This is a genomic window from Cohnella sp. (assembly GCF_041641335.1).
GTDB lineage: Bacteria > Bacillota > Bacilli > Paenibacillales > Paenibacillaceae > Cohnella.
Window position 1 is genome coordinate 1 of record NZ_JBEPYQ010000167.1, and the last position, 6,318, is coordinate 6,318.

Consider the following 6,318-nt stretch of genomic DNA (forward strand, 5'->3'; position numbering starts at 1 on the left):
GCGGCGGTGTGCAGCCAAACCTACGCGCAATTCAATGATCCGAGCGGGGCGTTCGTCGTTCCCCGCCCGTTCGAGTTCGTCGGGGACATCCGAGCCAGATCGCTGCTCGGAGTGCCCGAGAGGTTCGGCTTCGTGCTGCAGTCCGATACGCATGCGATCGTCGCCTTTCGCGGCACGAGCTCGACGTCGGACTGGGTGTCCGACGCGCTGGCCAGCCAGGTGAAATACAAATTCGCCAAAAACGCCGGGATGACGCACCGCGGCTTTACAGGCATTTATAGCTCGGCCCGGGACGGAATTCACGCCTGCCTGAAACGGATTTCTCCGGACAAAACGCTGTACGTGACGGGCCATAGCCTCGGAGGCGCGCTGGCGACGCTGTGCGCGCTCGACGCGGCGGCGGGAACGAAGTTCCGCCACCCCGTCGTCTATACGTTCGCGGCTCCACGCGCCGGAGATCCCGCATTCGTCAACGCCTACAGCAACAAAGTCATGCGCAGCTTCAGGGTGCACAACGAGTTCGACGTCGTCACCCATCTGCCGCCTCTAACGCTGACGCTGCCCAAGAGCGGCAAAACGTTTTATTACGAGCACGTTCGCAAATCCGAGCAGCTCGTCTTCCACAACGGCTCGGTCCCCGGCAATCACGCCATAAGCAGCTATTACGCCGAATTGGCGCAGAGGGATCCGCTGTTCGCGCGGAAGCTGAGCGATTACAATCCCGGCTTCTGTCCGGGCTCTTCCGTTCCTTCTCCGTTCGCTCCTTAGTTTCGCGATCTATGGGGCTGTCTCGTAAGTAAACCGAGACGTACCGAACAATTATCGATGGATGCATGTTCATGGGCATCTATCTCCTTCCGATGCTATACGATCCTGAAATTTTGAATGGATAGACCCGTGACAGGGTCATTTCAGGAGCGTATGAGGCATTCTCCAGGAGATAGATGCCCTTTTTTTTTCATCGATAATCTGGTACGCCCTGACTTATGAGGCAGCTCCTTTTCGCGTGCGCTCCGGGCTCCAACCACCTCCGTAAAGATCGCAGAAAGTCATCAAGCTGCGAAAGATATGCCCCGTTATGAATGAGAGTTTCACTTTACATTCCGATAATTCCTATTTATTATATTGGATATAAAAGGTTGGAATCATTTTCGGAGAATAGAAGTTTATCGGGGGGATGACGGTGAATATCGAAAATGTCGAGGCGTTCGTATACGTCATCCATTGCGGGAGTTTCAATAAGGCGGCCGAAGCGTTATACTTATCCCAACCATCGGTTACGGCCCGCATCCAATCGCTCGAACGCGATCTTGACTGCAGGCTGTTCGACCGGCAAGGCAAAACCGTGCGAATTACGGAGGAAGGCAAGAGATTCCTGCCCTACGCCCAACAGCTTCTGCTGACCTATCAGAAAGGCAAGCTGCACGTCAATCGGAAGAGATCGCTTCCGGAGGAGATCAAGATCGGCTGCACGGTCACCGTGTCGAACTACGTCGTTCCCGAGCTGCTTCCGCGACTGGCGCATCTTTTTCCGAACACCCACTACAAGTTCGTGACGGGGACGACAGACGAGATCGTAGGCAAAGTTCTGAACAAGGAAGTCGATATCGGATTCGTTCGCGGAGTGAACCATCCGAACTTGCATTCCGTGAAATTTTATGAGGACCCGATTTCCTTGTACGTCTACGAGGGGCATCCGTTCATCGAGCTCGAACGCCTGTCGGTGGCGCAGATCGCGCAGCAGCCGATCGTTTTTTTCGAGTGCGGGGCGCTTGACTGGCTGAGGGTTCATCGCATTTTCGAGAACCTCGACCATCCTCCGAACATCCGCATTCAGACGGACAATTCGGAGATGGCCAAGAAGCTTGTCCTCGGCAAGGCGGGCATCTCGTTCCTGCCGGGTCTGAGCGTGAAGCAGGAGGTTGCGGCGGGCAGGCTCGTTCCGATCCGGGTGCCGGGGACGGACGGCATCGCCTTGCAGACGTACGTCATCTCCAATCCGGGAGAGCACGGGCAGTTTCTAAGCGAAATTATCGCGGTCGGCAAACTATTATACGTTCAATAGGAGGAGAAGAGCATGAGTCAAATCGTCATCATTTCCGGCAGTCCGACGCCGGGGTCCCGTCTGAACGGGCTTATTCAACAGGTGGAGAGCAACTGGAAGGAGAAAGGCTTCGAGGTCGGCCACATCCGTGTCGCGGAGCTGCCCGCCGAGGCGCTGCTTCACGCGAATTTCAAGGACGAAGCGATCTTGGCCGCGCTCGCGCAGGTGGAAGCCGCCGACGCCGTCGTCATCGCCAGCCCCGTCTATAAGGCGTCGTACACGGGCATTCTGAAAGCGTTCCTCGACCTGCTTCCGCAGACGGGACTGAAGGGCAAAATCACGCTTCCCCTGTTTATCGGCGGCACGATCGCGCATCTGCTCAGCCTGGATTACGCGCTGAAGCCGGTATTGTCGGTGCTCGGCAGCCGCAATATTCTGGGCGGCGTGTTCGCGATCGACCAGTGGGTGCAGCGTCTGGAGGGCGGCGGCTTCGAGCTGTCCCAGGAGTTGGCTGAACGCCTGGACCGCGCCTCGGAAGAGCTGGCCGAAGAGCTGGTATGGCTCGGCGCTCGGGCGAAAGGCACCGGCGTTAACGCATAGGTTTTGTCCTTAAAAGGGGGCTGCTCCGAGACGGAGCAGCCCCCTTTTCCATAGGAGACAAGCTCCGAAACAGGCCGTCCCGCACCCCTCCCAAATTCCCGCCAAACCGCGCCCCGTAAGGTCGTATCGGACATTTGAATCGACCTATAGAAGATCTCTATTATCGATTCCATTGACGACAAATCGGGCAAGGTGCTATTGTTATTCCCAACACCAAATCATACTTAATCAGTAGGAATTATCGGTTTAACGAAAAAGAAAAGCGGAGGGATTTACTGTCATGAAAAAAACAAGCCTGGCCATCGTCATCCTTACATTGTCTCTTGCGTTAGCCGCCTGCGGCGCGAACAACAACAGCGAGTCCAAATCTTCCTCGACCTCGCCGGAAGCACCTTCATCGAGCCCGTCGGCAGCGGCGGGCGAATCGGTAAGCGCACAGGCTGAGCCCGTGAAAGTTACGAAAATCGTCGTAGGTACCGGCACGCAGTTTCCGAAAGTGTGCTTCATCGACGAGAACGGCAAGCTGACCGGCTTCGACGTCGAACTCGTGCGCGAGATCGACAATCGTCTGCCGCAATACGAGTTCGAGTTCCAGACGCAGGAATTCAAAAGCCTGCTGCTTAGCCTCGAGACGAAGAAGATCGACTTCGTCGCCCACGAGATGGAGAAAAACCCCGAGCGCGAGGAGAAATATTTGTTCAACAAAGAACCGTACGCGCACTGGAGAAATAAAATCGTCGTAGCCAAGGACAACGATTCGGTCCGGACGCTCGACGATCTGAAGGGCAAGAAGGTGCTGGTAGGCGCGACGAGCGCCCAGGCCCAAATTCTCGATAACTACAACAAAGCGAACGACAACGCGATTAAAGTCGTATTCAGCAATGGCGGGGCCAACGACACGGTCGAGCAGATCGTCACCGGACGGGTGGATGCCACGCTGGCCGCCGACTTCGCGCTGTCTCTCATCGATCCCGAAGGCAAGCTGAAAGCGACCGGACCTGCGCTCTCCGAAGCCGACATTTTGTTTATGTTCCGCAAGAACGACGAAGAAGCGCAGAAGCTGTCCGACGCCATCGACGGCGCGATCAGAGAGCTGAAGGCCGACGGCACGCTCGGCAAGCTCAGCACCGAATGGCTGGGCAATGACTTTACCGCCGAAGAGTAAGTCCGCAAGCAGTTATTAACGGCGGAGAGGATGAACACCCCGACATGGGCGCCAAATTCGATATTCAGTACGTGTTCGAATATTTCGTAAAGCTGCTGCCATTTGTTCAAATCTCGTTGGTCATCGTCGCTTCGTCGATCTTACTGGGCCTGCTGTTCGGACTGCTCGCCGCGCTTCCCCGCCTGTACCGCGTTCCGGTGCTCCAGCGGCTGTCCGGGATCTACGCTTCCTTTTTCCGGGGAACGCCGATTCTGATCCAGCTGTTCCTGTTCTATTACGGGCTTCCCGAAGCGCTGAAACTGATCCATATCGACGTCTCGCGGCTTCCCGTGCTCTCGTTCGTCATTCTTGTCTACGGCCTGCATAGCGGAGCTTACGTATCCGAAGGCATCCGGGCGGCGGTGACCGCAGTGGACCGGGGACAAGTCGAAGCGGCGTACGCGGTCGGGATGAGCGGCTTCAAAGCGTTCACCCGGATCGTTTTCCCGCAGGCGCTGGCGATCGCGGTTCCGATACTCGCCAATCTGGTCATCGCAACGCTGAAGGACACGTCGCTGGCCTTTACGCTCGGCGTGATGGAGCTGACGGGCAAATCGCAGACGCTGGCGACGATTTCCCGGCATTTTATCGAGTCGTACATCGCTCTGGCCGCAGTTTATTTCATTCTTAGCGTCGTTCTGGAAAGGCTATTTCTGCACTTGGAGCGCCGCATGTTGAAGTATGAGCGCGAAACCGGCAAGAGCAAGAGAAGCCTCCTGAGGAACAAGCGGCTGGAACGGAGCGCGAATACAAGCGTCGCGCTAAGCAAGGGAGGCACTGGAGCATGAAACTCGATATCCCGTTCATCTGGACGGCGCTCGTCAGCCTGCTGCCCGCCGTGCCGACGACGCTCAAGATTACGGCCGTCTCAGTGCTGTGCGGCTTCGCGATCGGCACCGCCGTCGCTCTGTGCCGCATGTACAGAGTGCCCGCGCTGCACCGGATCGCCGCCGCTTACGTGACGGTCATCCGAGGCACGCCGATGCTGACGCATCTGCTTATTCTATATTTCGCCATCCCTCTCGCGGTGGACGGTTTGGCGGATCGTTACGGCTTGGCGTTCCGGTCCGCGCAAATTCCGATGATCGGGTTCGCTTACCTGTCTTTCTCGATTACGGCGGGCGCTTATTTGTCGGAAGTCGTTCGCTCGGGCTTGCTGGCGGTGAACAAAGGCCAGATGGAGGCCGCCCATGCGGTCGGGATGACGACCGTTCAGGGACTGCGCCGGATCGTGTTTCCCCAGGCGTTCGCCGCCGCCCTGCCGAACCTTACCAACAGCCTGATCGGCATGCTGCACGGCTCCACGCTCGCCTTCACCGTGTCCGTCGTCGACATCAACGCTCAGGCGGAGATTCTGGCGACGACGAACTGGAAGTTTTTCGAAGCGTACTTGGCGGCCGCTCTCTTATTCTGGGGGATGACCGTTCTGATCGAGAGGCTGTCGGCGCTGCTCGAGAGAAGAGTTACCCGATACAATCGCGGAGGTGTCGCATGATCAGGTTACAAGGCATTCGCAAGGCGTTCGGCAAAAACGAAGTGCTCAAAGGCATCGATCTAACCGTGGACAAAGGCGAGGTCGTCGCGATCCTCGGCCCGAGCGGCTCGGGCAAGACGACGCTGCTTCGCTGCATCAACTATTTGGAGAAGCCGAGCGACGGGGAAATCTCGATCGACGAATTCGCCGTCAACTGCCGGAAGCCCGCCAAGAAGGACATTCACGCGCTTAGACGTAAAACCGCGATGGTGTTCCAGCAGTACAACCTGTTCCGGCACAAAACCGCGCTGGAGAACGTGATGGAGGGACTCGTCGTCGTCAAAAAGCTGCCGAAGGCAGAGGCGCGCCGGAAAAGCGTGGAGCTGCTGGAGAAGGTTGGGCTCGGCGACAAGCTGGACGCGTATCCAAGCCGGCTGTCCGGCGGACAGCAGCAGCGCGTCGGCATCGCCCGAGCTTTGGCGCTGAACCCCGAAGTCATTTTGTTCGACGAACCGACTTCGGCTCTCGATCCGGAATTGGTCGGAGAAGTGCTTGCCGTCATCCGCAAAATCGCCAAGGAAGGCATCACGATGATCATCGTCACCCACGAGATGAGCTTCGCCCAAGAGGTGGCGAACCATATCGTGTTCATGGAAGGAGGAACCGTCGTCGAAGAAGGACCGCCGAAGACGATTTTCCGGTCGCCGAAGGAAGAGCGGACACGGCAGTTTTTGGCGAGGTTTACTTCGGACAGCGCTTATTCGATCTAGGCACCGGCAGCTTCGTGACCAAAAGCGGACTTTTTAAACAACCGCCTAAGATAGGAGAGAGATAGATGACGATTAAACTCGGCATATTGGATCAAAGCATCGTATTCCCCGGGCAGACGCCTTCCGAGGCGCTGGCCAATACTATCCGCCTGGCGCAAATCGCGGAGGAGCTCGGCTTCGAGCGGTTCTGGGTGTCCGAGCACCACGATTCCTCGCAGATGGCGGG

At 57.3% G+C, this 6,318-nt stretch carries 8 protein-coding genes; all 8 read left to right on the forward strand.

What is annotated here, in order from left to right:
- The coding region (locus tag ACESLM_RS30155; RefSeq protein WP_372638367.1) for a lipase family protein at positions 1–768 on the forward strand (768 nt) is incomplete at its 5' end.
- A 409-nt stretch (positions 769–1,177) separates the two neighbouring features.
- Positions 1,178–2,065, forward strand: coding sequence for a LysR family transcriptional regulator (locus ACESLM_RS30160; protein WP_372638369.1), 888 nt, complete (start codon positions 1,178–1,180; stop codon positions 2,063–2,065).
- A gap of 12 nt (positions 2,066–2,077) precedes the next feature.
- On the forward strand, positions 2,078–2,644 hold the full coding sequence (ssuE, locus tag ACESLM_RS30165) for an NADPH-dependent FMN reductase (protein WP_372638371.1): 567 nt from the start codon (positions 2,078–2,080) through the stop codon (positions 2,642–2,644).
- A gap of 280 nt (positions 2,645–2,924) precedes the next feature.
- A complete protein-coding gene (locus ACESLM_RS30170; RefSeq protein WP_372638373.1) occupies positions 2,925–3,809 on the forward strand; it encodes a transporter substrate-binding domain-containing protein in 885 nt (294 codons plus the stop codon).
- A gap of 44 nt (positions 3,810–3,853) precedes the next feature.
- The gene (locus ACESLM_RS30175) at positions 3,854–4,636 is read left to right on the forward strand and encodes an amino acid ABC transporter permease (RefSeq protein ID WP_372638375.1); all 783 of its coding nucleotides are present in this window, start codon (positions 3,854–3,856) and stop codon (positions 4,634–4,636) included.
- Complete coding sequence (locus ACESLM_RS30180) at positions 4,633–5,343, forward strand: amino acid ABC transporter permease (RefSeq protein WP_372638377.1); 711 nt, start codon at positions 4,633–4,635, stop codon at positions 5,341–5,343. Before ACESLM_RS30175 ends, ACESLM_RS30180 begins: the two co-directional genes overlap by 4 nt.
- Positions 5,340–6,092, forward strand: coding sequence for an amino acid ABC transporter ATP-binding protein (locus ACESLM_RS30185; protein WP_372638379.1), 753 nt, complete (start codon positions 5,340–5,342; stop codon positions 6,090–6,092). The genes ACESLM_RS30180 and ACESLM_RS30185 overlap by 4 nt, the downstream gene beginning before the upstream one ends.
- A gap of 65 nt (positions 6,093–6,157) precedes the next feature.
- Positions 6,158–6,318, forward strand: a 161-nt coding sequence (locus tag ACESLM_RS30190; protein ID WP_372638381.1) for an LLM class flavin-dependent oxidoreductase, incomplete at its 3' end; no start/stop codon positions are given.